Raw genomic sequence first — 17,506 nt, forward strand, 5'->3', positions numbered from 1 at the left:
TAGTCATTTTGGCTAAAATATTTCAAATTTATTAACATATTGACAATTAATGCAAGGGAAGCAGGTGCAAAATTATGATTGACGGCCACGTACACTCTCCTTATTGTCCGCACGGAACTTCAGATTCTCTTGATTCATACGTGGAAAAGGCCATTGAACTTGGGTATACTTCACTGACTTTTACAGAACATGCCCCATTACCGCCTTCCTTCACTGATCCTGTTCCGTTAAAAGACAGTGGGATGAATCCACGTTTACTAGAATCGTATATTAAGGATATAGAAGAAGTGAAGAAAGCTTATGCTTCTGATATCAATGTGCAGGCAGGGCTCGAAGTTGATTTTATAAGAGGATTTGAAAAAGAAACCGAGGAATTGTTAAATGAATACGGTCCTTCCCTTGACGACAGCATCTTATCTGTCCATTTTCTCCCTATTTATAATAAATGGTACTGCATAGATTATAGTCCGGACATGTTTAAAAGTGCTTTAATGGCGGTTGGTGGTCTGTATCAACTCTATCAGTTGTACTTTGATATGCTTCGCGAATCAGTTCTGGCTGATTTAGGCGCCTTCAAACCGAACAGAATCGGCCATATGACGCTTGTTAGAAAGTTCCAGCTGTTACATGAGCCGCCTGCTGGATGGGAACAGATCGCAGAATCCTTTCTTGAATTTATTAAAGACAGAGCGGTAACCCTTGATTATAATGGTGCAGGTATAAAAAAAGAACATTGCAAAGAAGCCTATCCGCCACTGAACATAGCTCGAAAGGCTTCAGCAAAAGGGATTTCGCTTATATATGGTTCGGATGCACACAACAGTTCTTCATTAAAGCAAGGCTATTCAGCTATTGATGCTTCTCTTATACGCTAAAGACTCGCTTTGACTTCAACGCTTTTCGCTCCATCATAAGGGAACTGTACACATCGATAAAGTGAGCAACGGAAGATTCCGTTAAAAGAGACTCCTGAAATTCAAGCGGCATTACAAATGGAGCATTTAACAATCCTTTTAGTTGGACCAGGCATAGTTTTTCTTTATAAGTAATCTCTAGTTTGCTCGATTTATTAAATAAAAGTTGTGTAAGTAAGTGATTCTCTTTAGCTAAATAGGTGACTAGCATTTCTCTGGCAAAAACAGTATTTAACGTCAATTCACGATTTACCAAACAGGAGAGTTGATAATGTTCCTGCTTATATTGTAAAATTCTTTTCACTAATGATTCTAAATTTTGCTCCAAATTTGCATTTGCTTCGTTCTCAATCATCTCAAGATATGGTTCAAAGTAATGCACAGCTAAGGATTCGAACAACCCTTGCTTACTTTTAAAGTAGTAATGAATCAATGACACGTTAACCTGTGCACGGTTAGCAATATCCCGGACAGATGTTCCGTTAAACCCCTGGCTATAGAAAAGTTGGCTGGCGACATCTAACACCTTTTGTCTTGTTGTATTTTGACGGTTCATCATTGAATTCCTCCTTACTAGAGGAGTTCCCCATTATCACTTAAAATCCTTTAAGAATCGTACATCAATTCCCGACAATCCAGCAGGAATTCTGTCGAACAAATATTTTATAGGAGGTTTTATCATGTTTCAGACCGCACAATATAGAGGTACAAAACAAGAACAATATCAACTGCTAATCAAGCAACTGGACGCTCTGCTCGAAGGAGAACCTGATCAAATTGCCAACCTGGCAAATGCATCTTCATTGCTTAACCAATTTCTTGAAAATGTGAACTGGGTCGGCTTTTATGTGTGGCGGGAGAATGAGCTGGTTTTAGGACCATTCCAGGGGCTCCCTGCATGTGTGCGGATCCCTGCCGGAAAAGGGGTTTGTGGAACAGCTGTTTCTGAAGGTACCTCTCAACGAGTTCATGATGTAAATGCTTTTCCAGGACATATTGCCTGTGACGCAGCCAGTCAATCCGAAGTTGTCGTCCCCATCTTCAAAGACGGTGCCATATACGGCGTCCTCGACATTGACAGCCCATCTGTAGGCAGATTTGATGGGACAGATGAAGAATGTCTATCATTATTCGTTAAAACCCTTGAAAAACATCTTTAATCGTATATTTTATCCTTTTGGCAACTATTAAACCGCTCTGTATATAGGAGCGGTTTTCTATTTCTCATTTGAGAACATTTGAAAGTAGCTAAAAGACTGACACGATTCTTTCTTGACTTATATCTATAAAAATTCTATAATAGCCTTTGTGTAAAATAAATGGCAGCCTATGTGAATCCGGCGACTGTCTTCATTTTGTTCCTCATTAAAGAGGTGCATCGCGTAACTCTCTGCTGCTGGAGCGATGGTGCATGAAAACAAAATGTACAGCGTTACAAGGAACACACTGTTTTTATTTTATGCAAAATAAAATAAAAGAGGAGGAAATACCAATGGCACGTTATACAGGATCAACCTGGAAAAAATCACGTCGTTATGGCATTTCTTTAAGCGGAACTGGTAAGGAACTAGAAAAGCGTCCTTACGCTCCTGGACAGCATGGTCCAAATCAACGCAGAAAACAATCTGAATACGGACTTCAGCTTCAAGAGAAGCAGAAGCTACGTTTCATGTACGGCTTAACTGAGCGTCAATTCCGTCGCATGTTCGAAGAAGCTGGTAACATGAAAGGAATTCACGGTGAGAACTTCATGATTCTCCTTGAATCTCGTTTAGATAATCTTGTGTACCGTCTAGGTCTAGCTCGTACTCGCCCACAGGCTCGTCAGCTAGTTAACCACGGACACGTAACTGTGGATGGCGGCCGCGTAGATATCCCATCTTACCGCGTTGCTCCCGGCCAAGTAATTGGTCTTCGTGAGAAATCACAGAACCTAAACATTGTACAGGAAGCTGTTGAAGTGAACAACTTTGTACCAGAGTATCTTTCATTTGATGCTGATAAGGCAGAAGGATCATACTCTCGTTACCCTGAGCGTTCTGAACTTCCAGCTGAAATTAACGAAGCTCTTATCGTTGAGTTCTACTCTCGTTAATAGCTATTTTATGAAAACCACCCCATCCCAGGGTGGTTTTCTTTTATGTATGAACCAGAAAATTTTACCACCTCAGGTCATCCAAAAAATGGATGACCTGAGGTGGTAAAGTATAGTAATTGATATTCATAACTAAAGGGAGCCTCCCTTTACAATTGGAGACTCCTCTTTCTTTATACATATCGAATTAAGTAGTATTTTTTCTTTCCTCTGCGAATGATCGTAAACCGGTCTTCAATCCGGTCAGTATTGTTAATAGTGTGCGATAGTTCTTGATTTCGTTCCCCATTAATATAAACGGCTCCATTTTTAATATCCTCTCGTGCCTGCCGCTTGGAAGAAGAAATTCCAGCTGCCACTAACAATTCAACCATTGCCGGCTCTTTATCTTTAGAGTGGTAGGCAGGTACATCTTTAAAGCCCTGCTCTATCTCAGACCCGGAAAGAGATTTTACATCTCCACTAAACAAAGCTTCACTAATGCGTTCCGCTTGTTTCAAGGCTTCCTCATCATGCACAAGACGAGTCATCTCTTCGGCAAGACGTCTCTGAGCTACCCGTTTCTCAGGTTGTGTCTCTACTTCTTTTTCAAGTTCAGCGATTTCATCATGACCCAAGAATGTGAAATACTTCAAAAACTTCACTACATCACGATCATCAGCATTTATCCAAAACTGATAAAACTCGTATGGAGTTGTTTTCTCAGGATCCAGCCAAATTGCTCCGCCAGCTGTTTTACCAAATTTAGAACCATCCGCTTTCGAAATTAAAGGCATCGTCAATCCAAAAGCTTCTGTTTCTTTTTCCCCGGCCGCCGATCTGCGAATGTATTCAAGTCCTGCGGTTATGTTGCCCCACTGGTCGCTGCCGCCAATTTGAAGTGTGCAATTTTCTTTTTCATTTAATTGTTGAAAGTCAAGAGCTTGCAGAATCATGTAACTGAATTCTGTGAAGCTTATGCCGCTTTCAATACGAGATTCAACAGAATCTTTCGCCAGCATGTAATTGATGCCAAAATGTTTTCCCGTATCACGAAGGAAATCAATTATAGTCATTTGCGAAAGCCATTCATGGTTATTTCTAGCAACAGCTGCGTTCTCTTCTTTATCAAAATCAAGCAGTTTAGCAAGCTGCTGGCTCAGTTTTTCACTATATCCAAGCACAACCTCAGCCGAATTTAATTGACGCTCTGAAGAACGCCCACTGGGATCGCCTATCATTCCCGTGCCGCCGCCAACTAAAGCAATCGGCCTATGCCCAGCCTCCTGAAAACGTTTCAATAACAAGGCCGGGACCAAGTGTCCAATATGAAGACTGTCGCCTGTTGGGTCAAACCCACAGTACAACGTTACCTGATTTTCATTTAAATGTTTACGTAATCCTTCTTCATCAGTTACCTGATTAACTAACCCTCGTTTCTCCAAATCCGTTAAGATATCCAATCTTCCAACACCTCTATTTTTTGAATTTTTGAAAACAAAAAAGACCTCCTCCCTAATAAAAGGGACGAGGTCTTTTCGCGGTACCACCCTTGTTGCACATAGCATGCCACTCCATTGATAACGGTTGAACAATCAACCGTCTTCTGACCATGCCAGAAGACTGCTCCAGACCGTAATTCAAGAGTAAGTATATACTGACTTTCAGCAACCGTCAGCTCTCTGAAAAAGGGATTCACTCTTTACTTCAGTCATTCATCGCACGAATAATTAAACTGTATTCCATTATTATCATAACTTGATTAAAAAGGCAACAGTAAATTCTTGACGAACGGTGTCTTATAACGACTGATATGTTATAATATAGTGTGGAATTTAGGAGGGTTTTTATATATGGGGAACAATAAAAAGTTTGATTTTCAGTCTCTTAAGTCTCTTTGGGAGAGAGGGATCATTCAGAAGAATACTCGCATCAGCTACGATGTGGCCTGGAATATTATATTGTTTTTTATCATTCTTGGAGTAGTCGGTTTATTCTTCGCCGGAGGAGTTGGAGCTGGATATTTTGCCTCTCTCGTAAAGGACGAGCCGATGAGAAGTGAGGCAGAGATGCGCGAGAGTATATATAACTATGAAGAAACATCGGAAATTTATTTTGACGATGAAAATTACTTAGGAAAAATTCAATCAGATATATATCGTGAGGAAGTTCCATTAGATCAAATGAGTAAGCATCTTAGAAATGCAGTCATTGCAACAGAGGATGCCTATTTTAAAACACATAACGGAGTTGTCCCTAAAGCTGTCATGCGTGCCGTAATGCAGGAGGTAACGAACGCAGCAGTTAAAACGGGTGGTAGTACACTAACACAGCAGCTTGTAAAAAACCAAATCTTAACAAATGAAGTATCTTTTGAACGAAAAGCAAAAGAAATGCTAATCGCCCTTAGGGTCGAGCGTTTTTTTGAGAAAGAAGAAATTCTAGAAGCCTACTTAAATATTGTTCCCTTCGGCCGTAATGCAAACGGTCAAAACATAGCTGGCGTTCAATCTGCTGCTGAAGGAATATTTGGTGTAAGTGCGAAGGATTTATCCATCCCTCAAGCTGCTTTTATCGCAGGACTTCCACAAAGTCCCTTTGCGTATACGCCATTTAAAAATAATGGTGAAGTAAAGAGTGAAGAAGCGCTTCAGCCAGGAATTAATCGTATGAAAGAAGTATTACAGAGGATGTATGAAACAGATTCCATTACGAAGGAACAATACAAGAAAGCACTGGACTTTAATCTAGTCGAAAATCTAGCAGAACCTACAAATTCATCGTATGAGAAGTACCCATTCTTAACCGATGAAATTCATAGACGTGCGAAAGATATTGTGATCAAACAGTTAGTTAAGAAGAACGGTGATACAATGGAAGACCTGGCTGACAATGACGAGCTGGCAGAGGAATACAATATTTTGGCAGAACGCAAATTGAGTACAGGCGGCTTCAAGATTCACACAACGATAGATCAAGAGATTTATGATGTGCTTCAAAAAGTTAAAAATAATTATGAACGGTATCCTCGCAATAAAACGATCACGGTGACAGATCCTGAAACGGGAGATCCAGTCCAAAAAGTAATCCCTGCTCAAGTTGCAAGTACAGTTATTGAAAATTCAACCGGTAAAATTAAAGGTTTTATAGCTGGTCGCGATTTCGAACAACAACAAGTGAACCATGCAACCCAAACTGTACGATCAAATGGCAGTACGATGAAACCATTGGCTGTTTATGGACCTGCCTTCGATATGGGACGGCTTCAGCCTGGGTCAGTGCTTGCGGATGTACCTTATCAATACCCTGGTACGACTGATGATGTAACTAACTACGGCATGGGATATCACGGACTCGTATCAGCAAGATATGCATTAGCCAAATCCTATAACGTGCCCGCAGTTAAAGCCTATATGAAAATTGTTGACGAAAACCCTGCTAAACATTATTTAGAAAAAATGGGTATTACAACATTGAGTGGAGACCTTTACACGAACCCTTCCCTGGCCTTAGGCTCGGCGCCCATTATAAACGCGGAAAACACGAATGCTTATGCTACTTTTGGAAACATGGGAAAATTTGTAGATGCCTATATGATAGACAAGATTGTAACGAAAGATGGAGAAGTTTTCTATCAGCATGAAGCAAAACCCACAGAGGTCTTCAGTCCCCAAGCAGCTTACCTGACGATTGATATAATGCGCGATGTCTTGCAATACGGTACAGCAGCAGGATTAAAGGGGCAGCTTACAAATCCAGGTGTAGACTGGGCTGGAAAAACAGGAACCTCTCAAGGCAAAAAAGATACATGGTTTGTGGCCACAAATCCAAATGTTACGGTCAGCATGTGGATGGGGTATGACCAAAAAGAAAACTTACAAGATGTGTCAAACTATAGCGGAAGAAATACAGCATTATGGGCTGATGTTGTTAATGCACTCTCAGAGGTCCGACCAGAACTGATGGTTCCAGACAGTGGATTCCAGCGTCCTAACGGGATCGTGTCACGTTCTTATTGTGCGACATCAGGCTTATTAGCTTCTGAGCTATGTTCTTCAGTAGGATTAGCTAAAAGTGACCTCTATATCGCTAAATATGCTCCAACAAAAGTGGATGACAGCTTAATTAGTGGTAATTTTGTTAGAGTGAAAGACAAACTAGTGGCTGCCGGAGGTAATACTCCAAGTGAATTTGTGATAGACGAAGGCGGCGTCACGCTAAGTCCAGAGTTCATTAAAGAGAATAACTATGATTCGCAATCGACGTTAAAATATCTGATTCCGAATAGAGGTGCCTGGGAGAATGTTGCCCTTCCTTCCTCTGGTTCGTTATCAACGTCATCATCTATCGAAAATGATGGGAAGAGTCCTGCAGCCCCGGCCTCTGTTTCAGTAAGCTCTTCCACCATTTCCTGGTCCGCCTCATCAAGTAATGATGTTGTTGGCTACAGGATATATAAGGCTCCTGAACCCGGAGGATCATTCTCAGTAATAGGAAGTACAACTGAGACTTCCTTTAACTTCTCTGGCGGAGATGGTATTTATGCAGTCAGAGCCGTGGACTATTTCGGTCAATCTTCAGGAAACTCATCTACTGTCAAAGTCGGTGATCCTGGAAAACCAGCATCGAAACCAAAGAAAAAGGAAAAACAAGAACCTAGCCCAGATCAAGAGTCTGAATCACAATCAGAGCAGTCCGAAACTGACGAGCAGACTTCATCAGATGAAGAATCTGGAAACACTAATGAATCAGAAGAGGAGAATAATTCCAATGAAGAAACCTCCTCTGAGCAAGAAGCAGCCGAAGGTGAAAACTCTTCCAATACCAACAATCAAAATCAAGATGAACCGGCAGAATAGGTCAATCAATTCTTACTATACTCCAGTCCTGTGCTAGGACTGGAGTTTTCTTATGCAGATGATTTAAAATAGCAATCAATCATGTATAATGTGAAGAGTAGACAGAAAACCCTCAGAGCTAGGTGGTGATGCAATGGAACATACAAAAACCCAATACTCAGAAACCTTTGATAGTAAATATGGACCCATTATAGTAGAAGGACCGCTCCTGCCAGATCAACTATCTCGTTATACATTTGACGAAGGATTAAATGCCTTCCGCCCTCCGGCTAAGCAGTTTGAAGCACTTCAGAGTATTGCTGCTTTTGAAGAAGGACGAATTATTATCGCTCGCAATCAAGAAAATATTATTGGTTATGTTACGTATCTTCACCCTGATCCATTAGAACGTTGGTCGGAAGGTAATATGGAAGATCTCATTGAACTGGGAGCCATAGAGGTAGTTCCTAAGTTTCGCGGCTTTCGTGTAGGTTCACGCTTGCTTCAAATATCTATGCAAGACGAATACATGGAAAACTACATCATTATTTCTAATGAGTACTATTGGCATTGGGACCTTAAAGGAACACGCCTTTCCATTTGGGATTATCGAAAAGTTATGGAAAAGATGATGGCTGCCGGCGGGCTGACACCGGCACCAACAGATGACCCTGAAATTATATCCCATCCAGCAAATTGCTTAATGGTAAGAATCGGGAAAAATGTCCCACAGGAATCTGTTGAACAATTTGATCATTTACGGTTTCTCACCCGCCATCAATATCGTAAAGCAAGGGGCGAATGAGTATGTTAGTCGAAGAAATTATGAATAAAGATGTCATCACTATGTCTCCTGAAGATTGCATTGAAACAGCGTTAAAGCTATTAAACGCACATAGAATTCGGCACATTCCTATAGTTGATCAGCAAAACTGTGTGATCGGAATAGTCTCCGACCGGGATGTCCGTGACGCAAGTCCGTCCATTTTTGACGATCCTGAACATTCTGACCAACTAAACCACCCGATTCAATCGATCATGACAACACCGGTTACAACCGTCCACCCACTTGATTTTGTTGAAGAAGTAGCAGGCATTTTTTATGAACAGGAAATTGCCTGTGTCCCCGTTACACGAAATGATGAACTTATCGGAATCATTACAGAAAAGGATATGCTGCACACACTCATCCAGCTGACTGGAACGAATGTGCAAAGCTCTCAAATCGAAATAAAAGTGATCAACAAACCTGGGATTCTCCCACAGGTCACACAGGTTTTCGGAAAGCGAAAAGTAAACATCAGTTCTGTCCTCATCTATCCATACAAGCCTGATCAAAATTATAAAATTATAGTTGTTCGAATACAAACGATGAACCCACTTCCAACCATCAATGACTTAAAAGTTGAGGGTTATGAAGTCCTTTGGCCGAATTTACCGGGGATGACATCATGACCTGTTCATCAAGTTTCGTTTTTTCAGAAGAGTTTACTCGCTATCGCTTCCGGGAAGATCATCCTTTTAATCAGCAACGAGTAATAATGGCAAAGGATTTACTTGAAAAAGAGCACGCCCTTACTGATACTCAGATTATCCCACCCCGCGTGGCTACGGAACAAGAACTAAAACTCGTCCATCATCCTAAATACATTAATGCTGTAAAACGGGGTGGTGAAGGACTGCTGACAGAAAGTGAAGGGCTGGAATATGGAATTGGGACAGAGGATACGCCAATATTTTCAGGTATGCATGAAGCTTCTTCCCTCCTCGTTGGCAGTACACTTGCCGCTATCGATTCCGTTCTTCAAGGGAAGGCAAAACATTCGATCAATCTAGGCGGTGGACTTCACCACGGATTTGAGCGAAAAGCGTCTGGATTTTGTATTTATAACGATGGAGCTGTTGGTATAAAATATATCCGGCAACATACCGATTACAAAGTGCTCTATGTGGATACAGACGCCCATCATGGTGATGGGGTGCAATGGGCCTTTTATGACGACCCGAATGTTTGTACCTTCTCTATTCATGAAACAGGACGCTATCTTTTTCCCGGGACCGGCAATGTTAATGAACGCGGCCTCAAAGAAGGGTATGGCTACTCGTTTAATTTGCCTATAGATGCCTTTACTGAAGACGAATCGTTTATACAATTGTATGAATACGCTTTCAGGCAAATTGTAGACTATTTCAAACCAGACATTATTATTACCCAAAACGGTGCAGACGCTCATTTCCTGGACCCGCTTACCCATTTATGTGGAACTATGAAATTATATGAAAAAATTCCAGTGCTTGCTCATCAGCTTGCCCATGAGTATTGTGAAGGAAGGTGGATCGCACTGGGAGGTGGAGGTTATGATATTTGGCGAGTGGTCCCAAGGGCATGGGCACAGCTTTGGAAGATCATGTCAACTGGAACCCCTTTTACAGGTCCTTTACCAACTTTATGGAGAGACCATTGGCAATCCAAATCCCCAGTAGAATTGCCTTTGTGCTGGGATGACCCGCCAGGAGCTTACAAGGAAATCCCGAGAAAGCAGGAAATATCTGAAAAAAACCAAAAGATATTGGAAAAATCCATGCAGTTCATACTGAACCAGAAAAAATTTAACCCATAAAAAAAGACCTGTTATCAGGTCTTTTTTTATGAAGGATAATCAGAATCTAAAATAACAATCTCAACCCTGCGATTTTTACTCCAATTCTCTACCGAGTTGTTTGGTACCATTGGGCGCGTATCAGCATAGGCCGCAGCAGTGAACCGGCTTTGTTTTATGTCTTCTGTATTTGAAAGTAAGTATCTAATAACACTCCCCGCCCTGGCACCTGACAATTCCCAATTTGAGGGGTATTTAAAGGTAGAAATCGGACGATTATCCGTATGTCCTTCTACTTTTACATCATTCGGTATAGCAGCAAGCAATGTCCCCATTTTATTTAGAAAGGGCTTACCCGATTCCAGGATTGCAGCCTCACCACTGCTAAACAGCAGCTGTTCCTGTAGCACTAATACAATTCCCTCGTCTGTTCTGCTAGCTGAGATCGTGTCTTTCAGCTGATGACTTTCGAGATATTGGTTTACTTCCTTAAGCAGCTCATCCAAACTAGAAGATTGATCTGCTGTATGTTCAGGGTCAGTCAAATCTTTCGGATGGTCATCCTCAACAGGAGACGGGTAAAATTCTAAAATCATTCTGTTTTGAAAGGATTGGGCTATTGCATCAAACTTCACTAAGTTGACTTGCGACATCGAAAACAAAAGAATGAAGAATACTAGAATCAATGTGATCATATCTGCATATGTAGTCATCCATTTTGGCGAGCCTTTTTGTTCTGTTTTTTTGCGACGCTCAAACTTCATTTGCTGTTCCCTTTACCTCAGATCTTCCATATTGTGCTTTCTCTTTCGGTACTTTTATATCTTCCTTATAAAGAAAAGCACTAAGCTTTTCTTCGAGAAGTCTAGGGTTCTGGCCGGATTGTATTCCAATAACACCCTGAATGATCACTTGTTTTATAAAAACTTCCTGATCTGTTTTATTGGCAAGTTTTCCAGCCATAGGATTAAAAACTAAGTTAGCCAATAAAGTACCATATAGTGTTGTTAGAAGCGCTACAGCCATCTTCGGCCCTAAGGTCTCAGGGCTGCTTAATGTCTGCAGCATCAGCACAAGCCCGATTAACGTCCCGATCATCCCCCAGGCTGGAGCATACTCTCCTGCTTTTTCAATAATTGTTCTGCCTCGCTGATGACGTTCTTCAATTGCAACAATCTCTGCAGTCATAATATCGTTAATCACATCAGGTTCTGCTCCATCCACTGCCAGAAGAATGCCTTTCTTAATAAAAGGGTCTTCTATTTCATCAAGCTCACTCTCTAGTGAAAGCAGCCCTTCCCTGCGAGCTTTGTCGGAGAACCGAACGAACAACTGTACCAATTCACGTAAGCTCATATCATTCTTCTTACATGATTCCTGGAGCACGCGAAAGGTTACTTTCATTTCTGTTAAGTTAAAATTCACCATCAAAGCCGCGAAAAGTCCGCCAATCACAATTAAAATCGAAGCCGCATCAGCAAAGGAAGCTGCTCCCTTTATGCCTGCACTCGAAATGATTCCAAACATAACCATCGCGATACCTAAAGTGATTCCGATTGGAGTCAATACGTCCCGCTTGTTCATTCGTCTCTCCCCGATTCATAAATACATTTAGTATTTATATCGGCATTACTTCGATTGAGTTGAGTTTCTTTCGATAATTCTGTGGGGCAAAGTAACATTTTGCTCTTCGACTTCTTCTTTGTTCATGAACTTCGTGAGTAACCGCATAGCCACTGCCCCAATATCATACATCGGTTGAACTACTGTTGATAAAGTCGGTCGAACCATCGTAGCCAGACGGGTGTTGTCGAATCCAAACACTTCTACATCATCAGGTACAGAGAGTCCTTTGTCTTGCGCACCATGAATAACACCTAAGGCCATTTCATCTGCTGCCACAAAAATAGCGCTAGGCTTTTCATCCAACTCCCAAAGCTGTTCAAATGCTTCAATTCCTGAATCGTAGGAATAGTCTCCTGTAATAATCAAGTTATCATTTATGTTTAAATTATGGTCACGCAAGGCGCGCTTGTATCCTTCAAGTTTCTGATTGTTTATTTCAGTATTTTCAGCACCTGACACATAGGCAATTCGCTCATTATTGTGAGAAACTAATAGCTCTACAGCTTCAAAAGCTGCCTGTTCATAATTAATATTTACTGAAGGAGTTTCCTTCGTCTCATCTACGGTCGCTGCAAGCGCAACAGGTACGGAAGCATTTTTGAATTCATGGACGTGTTCGTCAGTGATTGTTCCCCCCATAAACACAAGCCCGTCTACTTGTTTTCCGAGCATAGCATTAATTAAGTGTAGTTCCTTGTCTTTGTTTTGATCAGAGTTACTAAGAATAATATTGTAATTGTACATCGTTGCTATATCTTCGATCCCACGAGCCAACTCCGCGAAAAAAATACTTGAAATGTCGGGAATAATAACTCCGACTGTGGTAGTTTTCTTGCTAGCCAGCCCCCTTGCTACAGCGTTCGGCCGATAACCAAGCCGCTCGATGGCATCATTCACCTTTTTTCTTGTTGCTGGTTTTACGTTCGGGTTGCCATTTACAACTCTCGACACCGTGGCCATTGATACACTTGCTTCTCTCGCTACATCATAAATTGTTACATTCATCCTGTTTCCTCCTCCGTCGTTTCCATCAATTCCGACATATTATAAATATCATCATACGATAATTAGATATTCTCCGCAATGTTTCTTAAATCGTTTGTTAGTTCTAGGATACCCTAACTATTATAACGAATAACATGAGAACAAAAAATAAGTCAGGCTGAAAATTCAGCCTGACTTATTTATATGACATAATTTGTTCAAAAAATTGTTCAGCTCATTGTCTAGCTAGTGCATTTACATTAAAGTTATTTAATTCTTTCATAAATGTATCGAAAGTTGGGATATCCATCTGTTGTGCTGAATCTGAAAGGGCCACAGCAGGGTCTGGATGTACTTCGGCCATCACTCCATCTGCACCAATAGCAAGGGCTGCTTTAGCTGCAGGCAGAAGCAGATCTCTTCGCCCCGTGGAGTGTGTAACATCGACCATTACAGGCAGATGTGTTTCCTGCTTCAGAATTGGAACACTTGAGATATCCAGTGTATTTCTAGTGGCCTTCTCGTATGTTCGAATTCCACGTTCGCAAAGAATTATATTACCGTTTCCACGAGAAATTATATATTCCGCTGCGTTTATGAACTCGGAAATTGTTGCCGACATTCCACGTTTTAATAGAACAGGTTTATTTACAGATCCTGCTGCTTTCAACAATTCAAAGTTTTGCATGTTTCGTGCACCAATTTGAATGACGTCAAGATATTCAACAGCTTTTTCAATATCAGCTGGATTAACAATTTCACTTACGACAGCTAAATCGTGTTCATCAGCTGCTTTCTTTAATATTTTCAATCCCTCGATTCCAAGACCCTGAAAATCATAAGGAGAGGTTCTTGGTTTAAAGGCCCCGCCTCGCAATAATTTCAATCCTTGTTTTTTTACAGCTTCGGCCACTGTAGATACTTGTTCATAACTTTCTACTGCACAAGGTCCCATGATAAAGTGTTGTTCCCCGTCACCGATTTTCTCACCTTTAATGTCAATGACCGTATCTTCAGGCTTCTTCTTCCTAGAGACTAATAATGCTTTTCTATGGTCATCCTCTTGAAGCTCAAGACTTGCCTTGAATATCTCTTTAAATAAGTGAATAACCGTTGAATCCTCAAAAGGACCATCATTATGTTCGGAAATTTGGTCAAACATGACTCTTTCTCGTACTGGGTCGAAACGATTCATGCCCTGTTTTTCTTTTATTTGACCAATATCCTTTACCAATTCACCGCGTTTATTGATTAAATTCAAAAGCTGCAAATTGACCTCTTCCAGTTGATTACGCAACTGGTCTAACTGCTGGTTGCTCATAACTAGTCCTCCTATGTCTATTATTGTTTTCGATAAAAAAATCATGCAAAGATAATTAGGAACAATTATAGCTAATTTTACGAAAGTTGTCACCCATAGTAAGGGCTTTCATTAAAAATTGTTTAAAAAGTTATTCAATTTCTGTCATATAACATATAAATTTAATAAAAACAGGCGCAAACAAAGTCTTCGTTCTTCCTATTGCTTATGAATGATTTGCAGCATTTGTTAAGGAGGCGACTGTGATATTATGATGGCTGTTATGCCAAAGAACTGCCTTGTCATTAAATAACAACACCTGAGGAGATTCATGCTTTATGTTGTAATCTCTAGCGACCTTGTTGCTAAGCTCTTTATCTTCCTGTACATAAAGAATAAAACAGGGTATATCAGACTCTTTGTTATAAACTTCGTATTCTTCCTTCGCCGAAGCACTAATTGGACAAGTAAGGCTATGCTTTAATAGAAAAAATAACTCATTTTTCGTAATTAGCTCATGAAGTTCCTGCTCTGTTGTTAGATGCTTAATAGTCATAAAAGACATCTCCTTTATATAAGGTTAAAAAAGCAGGGGCCTCCGCCCCTGCTCAAATTGTAATTATACGTTTGAAGAAGTTGTTGAATCTTGTTGTTTCTCAAGCTCCTGTGCTGCTTCCTCTATTGCTTCTGCAACTTCCTGGGCAGCTTTCTCAGCTTCCTCATCGTCATTATTTCTAGCGCTATTTACTTTGTCTTGAAGAGATTTTGTAGAATCTTTCACTTTTGAACCTAATTCCTGAGATTTTTCTGAGACTGTTTTTGAAAATTGTGAAGAAGATTCCACAGCGCGATCTTTCCATTCGCCGCCTTTTTCATAGGCCACATCTTTCCACTCGCCAGCCCGTTCTCTCCAATCACTTGAACCTTCACTAATATTTGTACGCAACTCTTTACCTGATTTAGGGGCAAACAATAAAGCAACAACTGCACCTACTAGTCCCCCAATAAGTGATCCAAGTACAAAGTCTCTTCCATTCCCATTAGCCTTATCATTTTGCTGGTTGTTTTGGTTACTCATCATTGCATTCCTCCTAATTATTTTTTATCTTCAATTTTTGATTTCTTCCACAGATTAATGGCTACTTGTCCCCATTTCATCGCCTGAGCTGCTGAATCTGTGTTGTTATTCGCCGATGTCGTCAGACCTTTTGAAAAAGTTCTTAGAGACTGATTGAAATCCTGCACAGAATCGCCGATTCCTTTAACCCCATCCACCAAAGTATTTAGCTTCTGAGATTTTTCACCCACATCTTCTGCCAATTTATTGGTTTTATTTAATAATGCGGTCGTTTCTAGCGTAATGCCTTCCATTTGTTTCTCAACGCCTTCTAATGTATCGGCTACATTGTTCATGGTTCGGCGTACGGCGATTAGTGTTCGAGCTACATAAATGACCAGAACTGCAAATGCGATTGCTGCAATCAGTGCAGCAATATATAACATAATAATCATTGCCCCTAAGCACACTCCTTCTTCGTATGTATTTACATTTTAGTAATTACCCATTACAACAAATTTATAAACGTGTATTGCTGTTAATGGATATATTCTAGAAACATTTTGTAAAACCCTCTAAATTTGACGAAATTTTCATAAAATAATAACGTGCGAACTATAATGCGATGTCCGCACGTCTATATATTTTATACACTGCTTTCTTCATAAGCCTTTTGAAACTTCTGAATATCACCTGCACCCATAAATAACAAAATTCCTTCCTCATATTGCGATAATTGATTTGTATCATCAAGATTAAGAACATGGGCTTCAGGTATAAGATTTTGCAAATGTTCGATGGTAAGTTTTCCACTGTTTTCTCTTGCAGATCCAAATATATCACATAAATATACAGCGTCAGCCAATTTTAAGCTCTCTGCAAATTCATTTAAAAATGTTTTGGTTCGAGTGTACGTATGAGGCTGAAAAATGGCTACAACCGATCTATCTGAATATTTCTTCCTCGCAGAATCAATTGTAGCTGTAATTTCAATCGGGTGGTGGGCATAATCATCCACTAAAATTTGATCCTTCCATTCCTTTTCAGTAAATCTCCGTTTTACCCCAGAGAACGTAGACAACTTACTAATCTGTTCGGCTGTCATTCCTTCATAGTGACATATAGCTATGACACTCAGGGCATTTAAAACAGTATGTGTGCCAAATTGCGGAATGAAAAAGGATTCATAAAACGTATTGCGTACAAACACATCAAAGGTCGTTCCCTGCTCGTCTTCATGAATGTTTTGAGCCTGGAAATCATTTGTATCTGCTAATCCGTAATACAACACAGGAACATTTGCCTGAATGTGCTGAAGATGTTCATCATCACCACACGCTATGATACCTTTTTTCACCTGCTTTGCCATTTGCTGAAAAGCCTGGAATACATCCTCAATGCTTGTGAAATAATCAGGATGGTCGAAATCAATATTGGTCATAATCGCGTAATCAGGTTCATACTCTAAGAAATGCCTGCGATATTCACATGCTTCAAAAGCAAAAAACTGACTTTCCTCATGACCTTTTCCAGTTCCGTCCCCAATCAAGTAAGAAGTGGGATAATTTTCAGAAAGGACATGAGCCAGCAGCCCTGTAGTCGAAGTTTTGCCATGGGCCCCCGTTACCGCAATACTAGTGTACCTCTGCAGCCAGTCACCCAGAAATTCATGATACCAATAAAAAGGTAGCCCCAGTTCTTTAGCTGCTCTAACTTCTTGATGATCGTCATTAAATGCATTCCCTGCAATAATGATTAGTCCTTCTTTTATATTATCTTTAGTAAAAGGAAGAATAGGGATCTCTCTGTCTTCAAGAACTTCCTGTGTGAAAAATCTTTTTTCCACATCAGAGCCTTGAACATCTTTTCCGGAATCATGTAAAATCTGTGCCAGTGCACTCATTCCTGTTCCTTTAATACCAATAAAATGGTAAGTTGTCATAAACAAGAACCTCCAAAATAAAGAAAATCACTATTGTATAGTGTATGTAATTACAAGTTAGCTTGCGAATATTTTGCTCGCCTCATACTGGCTCCGCAAAAGAATACTCCTTATTCTATCACGTCAATTCCTTGTAAAAAAGCGTCTAACCTTATGAAGCTTACTCCTTGA

17 protein-coding genes and 1 other annotated feature are annotated in these 17,506 nt (G+C 40.4%); of the genes, 7 read left to right on the plus strand and 10 right to left on the minus strand.

What is annotated here, in order from left to right; all coding sequences use genetic code 11:
- The first annotated feature begins 74 nt into the window (after nucleotides 1–74).
- A complete protein-coding gene (gene hisJ, locus B5354_RS19950) occupies nucleotides 75–875 on the plus strand; it encodes a histidinol-phosphatase HisJ (protein WP_079530534.1) in 801 nt (266 codons plus the stop codon).
- Here the strand turns inward: hisJ and refZ are convergent.
- On the minus strand, nucleotides 865–1,473 hold the full coding sequence (refZ, locus tag B5354_RS19955) for a forespore capture DNA-binding protein RefZ (RefSeq protein ID WP_245804830.1): 609 nt from the start codon (nucleotides 1,471–1,473) through the stop codon (nucleotides 865–867). The genes hisJ and refZ overlap by 11 nt on opposite strands.
- A 121-nt stretch (nucleotides 1,474–1,594) precedes the next feature.
- On the opposite strand from refZ, the gene B5354_RS19960 reads away from it, so the two are divergent.
- Nucleotides 1,595–2,074: a GAF domain-containing protein gene (locus B5354_RS19960; protein WP_079530535.1), complete on the plus strand. Its 480-nt coding sequence runs from the start codon at nucleotides 1,595–1,597 to the stop codon at nucleotides 2,072–2,074.
- A gap of 332 nt (nucleotides 2,075–2,406) precedes the next feature.
- Nucleotides 2,407–3,009, plus strand: a complete 603-nt coding sequence (gene rpsD, locus B5354_RS19970; protein ID WP_079530536.1) for a 30S ribosomal protein S4 — start codon at nucleotides 2,407–2,409, stop codon at nucleotides 3,007–3,009.
- 173 nt (nucleotides 3,010–3,182) lie between these two features.
- On the opposite strand, the gene tyrS is transcribed toward rpsD, so the two are convergent.
- Nucleotides 3,183–4,451, minus strand: a complete 1,269-nt coding sequence (gene tyrS, locus B5354_RS19975) for a tyrosine--tRNA ligase (RefSeq protein ID WP_079530537.1) — start codon at nucleotides 4,449–4,451, stop codon at nucleotides 3,183–3,185.
- Between the two features lie 57 nt (nucleotides 4,452–4,508).
- Nucleotides 4,509–4,716, minus strand: a binding site (T-box leader).
- 125 nt (nucleotides 4,717–4,841) lie between these two features.
- Between tyrS and B5354_RS19980 the strand changes: the two genes are divergently transcribed.
- From B5354_RS19980 to B5354_RS19995, 4 genes are all read left to right on the plus strand, one after another.
- The gene (locus B5354_RS19980; protein WP_079530538.1) at nucleotides 4,842–7,847 is read left to right on the plus strand and encodes a transglycosylase domain-containing protein; all 3,006 of its coding nucleotides are present in this window, start codon (nucleotides 4,842–4,844) and stop codon (nucleotides 7,845–7,847) included.
- A 133-nt stretch (nucleotides 7,848–7,980) separates the two neighbouring features.
- Nucleotides 7,981–8,631 (plus strand): GNAT family N-acetyltransferase, encoded by a 651-nt coding sequence (locus tag B5354_RS19985; protein ID WP_079530539.1) that lies wholly within the window; start codon nucleotides 7,981–7,983, stop codon nucleotides 8,629–8,631.
- 2 nt (nucleotides 8,632–8,633) lie between these two features.
- Complete coding sequence (locus B5354_RS19990; RefSeq protein WP_079530540.1) at nucleotides 8,634–9,281, plus strand: acetoin utilization AcuB family protein; 648 nt, start codon at nucleotides 8,634–8,636, stop codon at nucleotides 9,279–9,281.
- Entirely contained in the window at nucleotides 9,278–10,447 is a 1,170-nt protein-coding gene (locus B5354_RS19995; RefSeq protein ID WP_079530541.1) for an acetoin utilization protein AcuC, read from the plus strand. Before B5354_RS19990 ends, B5354_RS19995 begins: the two co-directional genes overlap by 4 nt.
- A 26-nt stretch (nucleotides 10,448–10,473) precedes the next feature.
- Here B5354_RS19995 and motS read toward each other — a convergent pair whose 3' ends face one another.
- From motS to murC, 8 genes are all read right to left on the minus strand, one after another.
- Complete coding sequence (motS, locus tag B5354_RS20000; RefSeq protein ID WP_079530542.1) at nucleotides 10,474–11,190, minus strand: flagellar motor protein MotS; 717 nt, start codon at nucleotides 11,188–11,190, stop codon at nucleotides 10,474–10,476.
- A complete protein-coding gene (gene motP / locus B5354_RS20005; RefSeq protein ID WP_079530543.1) occupies nucleotides 11,180–12,010 on the minus strand; it encodes a flagellar motor protein MotP in 831 nt (276 codons plus the stop codon). Before motP ends, motS begins: the two co-directional genes overlap by 11 nt.
- Before the next feature lie 45 nt (nucleotides 12,011–12,055).
- Nucleotides 12,056–13,057, minus strand: a complete 1,002-nt coding sequence (ccpA, locus tag B5354_RS20010) for a catabolite control protein A (RefSeq protein ID WP_079530544.1) — start codon at nucleotides 13,055–13,057, stop codon at nucleotides 12,056–12,058.
- Nucleotides 13,058–13,271: 214 nt separating this feature from the next.
- Nucleotides 13,272–14,357, minus strand: coding sequence for a bifunctional 3-deoxy-7-phosphoheptulonate synthase/chorismate mutase (locus B5354_RS20015; protein WP_079530545.1), 1,086 nt, complete (start codon nucleotides 14,355–14,357; stop codon nucleotides 13,272–13,274).
- A gap of 205 nt (nucleotides 14,358–14,562) precedes the next feature.
- Nucleotides 14,563–14,892 (minus strand): bacillithiol system redox-active protein YtxJ, encoded by a 330-nt coding sequence (gene ytxJ / locus B5354_RS20020; RefSeq protein WP_079530546.1) that lies wholly within the window; start codon nucleotides 14,890–14,892, stop codon nucleotides 14,563–14,565.
- A gap of 63 nt (nucleotides 14,893–14,955) precedes the next feature.
- Nucleotides 14,956–15,417 carry a YtxH domain-containing protein gene (locus B5354_RS20025; RefSeq protein WP_342743034.1) on the minus strand — a complete coding sequence of 154 codons (462 nt, stop codon included), beginning with the start codon at nucleotides 15,415–15,417 and terminating at the stop codon, nucleotides 14,956–14,958.
- A gap of 14 nt (nucleotides 15,418–15,431) precedes the next feature.
- Nucleotides 15,432–15,848 (minus strand): DUF948 domain-containing protein, encoded by a 417-nt coding sequence (locus B5354_RS20030; protein ID WP_079530547.1) that lies wholly within the window; start codon nucleotides 15,846–15,848, stop codon nucleotides 15,432–15,434.
- Nucleotides 15,849–16,039: 191 nt separating this feature from the next.
- Nucleotides 16,040–17,335 carry a UDP-N-acetylmuramate--L-alanine ligase gene (gene murC, locus B5354_RS20035; protein ID WP_079530548.1) on the minus strand — a complete coding sequence of 432 codons (1,296 nt, stop codon included), beginning with the start codon at nucleotides 17,333–17,335 and terminating at the stop codon, nucleotides 16,040–16,042.
- Nucleotides 17,336–17,506: the final 171 nt, after the last annotated feature.

The organism is Halobacillus hunanensis, assembly GCF_900166655.1.
GTDB classification, from domain to species: domain Bacteria; phylum Bacillota; class Bacilli; order Bacillales; family Halobacillaceae; genus Halobacillus_A; species Halobacillus_A hunanensis.